General features: G+C 47.8%; 2 protein-coding genes. Both read right to left on the bottom strand.

Translation table 11 applies throughout. The features are described from left to right. Window positions 1-992: 992 nt before the first annotated feature. Window positions 993-1,427, bottom strand: coding sequence for a hypothetical protein (locus tag DMG62_21825; GenBank protein PYY20812.1), 435 nt, complete (start codon window positions 1,425-1,427; stop codon window positions 993-995). Continuing rightward, a partial coding sequence (locus DMG62_21820; protein PYY20811.1) for a hypothetical protein occupies window positions 1,424-2,654 on the bottom strand: 1,231 nt, incomplete at its 5' end. The genes DMG62_21825 and DMG62_21820, both read right to left, overlap by 4 nt.

The following is a 2,654-nucleotide window of genomic DNA, read 5'->3' as shown; positions in this document are numbered from 1 at the left end:
AAGTTCATACTTGTGCTTGTCCACTGTACTGAATTTGTCTCCAATGGATGGAGCTTCAGGTTCTGCTTCGGTGCCAGTGACTATGCCGAACTGATCTGCCGTAATAAGTAGGCCTGTAACCTCATCGTCCCACTTGGGAAAGTTCGTAGTTGTAAGTCTGACACAGCGACCGTATCTATGGGAGAAGTACTGGACCCCATCGGTTTCGGTAAATGCAACCAGACTTCCAGAAGTGGTAGTGGCCATCGTAGGTTAGGTAGACCAATATGTAGAAATAGGCAACAAAGTGCACTTCACCGCTGTAGTGGACCGTAATCTTGGTCGGTTTCTAACGATCTTTCTAACGACCTGTAAACGGTTGCCCTGGTGACGATGGATCAAGCTGAGGAAATTCCTCAGGTAGATCCAGTCTAGCTCGATCACCTGATCTGTAGAACACAGAGATGTAGTAAATGCCAGACCTAGAGAATCGAGTGTGCGGCTCTAAAGGCCCTAGGATTCGTGATGTGAATGCCCTATAATCACTGTAAGCATTGCGAACATCAAGTCCACTGTGAGCACAATGAGCGCTGTCCTCTGTCCACTTCCTGAGTGCTCCGTTCCCTGCGATGACCTCAAGCAGCCGCTGCCAGGTGAGCAGCACCTCCAACAGTGTTGCCGGTGAATGAATCCGCCCAAGGCAGCTTACTGAAGATGAGGCCCAGCCCCGTGCTGCTGTGTCGTCACGAGCCGATGAGCGAGCAAGCCAAGGAGGAACCTGAGGCCTTACACCAACTTTGGACTGGGCATCGGTTCAACCGGATACCACGGCCAAAGACTGGCTCCCTCGTAACCTGCCTTGCTGCTGTGCAAAAAGGTGGTGAAGGCGAAGTGAGGTGAAGTGGGGTGAAGCGAGATGAAGCGAAGAGAAGTCGCGTCGGTGAATCTCGCACAAGTACAAAAAATGATGTCACGTGTCTTCGTGACTACCCGAGCTTATAGAAGCACCGGGCTCATAACCTGTTAAAATAGCCGGTCGCAGTTACATCAATTGTTCTTATTCTACATATTCTAAGGTGGGCAAACCACCGAGCTATATGCTTAACATGAGACTGCTTGTCTCGTACATGCGTGCCATGTGTGTCTCGTGTGCCAGCAATGAAACGAACACCGAGCAGCGGGACGAACTCCACAGGAGGCATGGTCGAAACTCCAACACTCCTCCTCGTCCATGCTTCTGTGTCTCCCTTATCACATACTCTTACACGATGCTCCTCCTGACTCGTAGTAAGGTACCAATTGACGAGTACCAACAGCTGCAATAAAACCCTGAAAAACCTCTTTGAGGAAAACAAAGGGAAAGCACTGCCGTAGTCTGGAATCCACACATCGTATCCACTATCCATTATCTTTTTGAGGAGTACCTGACCAGCTCCTCCTAATTTCATGATGATCGTACATTCATACCCATGTACCTCATGAATTCCTCATGCTTTGCCCGTACCAGTGCCTTCGTTAGAATGTCCGCCGTCATCTCTGTAGTTGGCAGATGCTTGATTTGTATTTGCTGACGTCTGATCGCATCGCGAATCCAGTGGTATTTGATATCGATCGACTTGCTTCGATCATGGTGCTTTGGATCTTCAGTGAGACTATTTGCTGCTAGATTATCACCATAAATCATGACAGGGGACCTATCGAGACTTAGCTCGTTGATAGTTTCATCCTCTATAGGGTCCTCAGTATGCCACCAAGTATCAACCTGAGGTGGATACATGCGTCCCTCGATGAATTGATTTACGTCGTTATAGAGACCACTGATCCAGATGGCCTCCCTTCCTGCCTCAGATAGTCCAATGTATTCGGCCTCCATAGTCGATAATGCGAGCTCTAACTGCTGTTTAGATTTCCAGGAAATCGCGCCTCCGTTCACTGTGAAGATGTATCCAGCAATTGACCTTCGATTATCTGGGTCTGCACCGAAATCTGAATCTGAGAACCCGACCAGTTCGACATCCTTGCCAGTGCTGCCAACACCTTCATTAAGGCCGCCGTATGTAATGCCAACCTTCGTAGTCTGTCGAAGATACCGTAAAACACGCTTCGCAGCATGCTGATGTTCATTCGTTGGGTTGGCATTGAATTTGCTAAGCCGTGATATCGTAAACGCGAGGTCTGGTCGAGTAGAAGTCATCGCATACATGATGCTTCCGTTGATCTGTTGATATGCCTTAATATCATCGAGTTCAGCTAATTCATTAGCTGCCATAGCTAAAATCGTTCCAGCGATCATAGGTGTGAAGACGCCGTTCGCCTTTTCCATTCCGAAGCGTCCGAGGACCGATTCAACATATTTCTCTTGATGAATAGTAATTGTCCGTTTGCTTCGATCTCTAGTGATCTGAAAACCTAAAAATGTCTTGGCCTCTCCAAGGTCCGTCATTCGGTACTTGTCCATCAATTTCTTCTTGATAGCTTTCTTCACGGCATTCGATTTGGTAAATATGAGCATGTCATCCACATAGAGTAAGAGAATGCAGTCATCTCTAATATAGAGGTTGTGATCGAATTCCGAGCGTGTGAAGGCGAGATCCAAGTCCGATGTTAAGAAGGAGTCGATTTCTGCATACCATTCTCTAGGTGCTTGTTTCAGGCCATATAGTGCCTTCAACAGC

The organism is Acidobacteriota bacterium (assembly GCA_003225175.1).
GTDB lineage: Bacteria > Acidobacteriota > Terriglobia > Terriglobales > Acidobacteriaceae > Gp1-AA112.
Note: the sequence above shows the minus strand (reverse complement) of the source record. Positions and strands in the feature narration are given on the sequence as shown.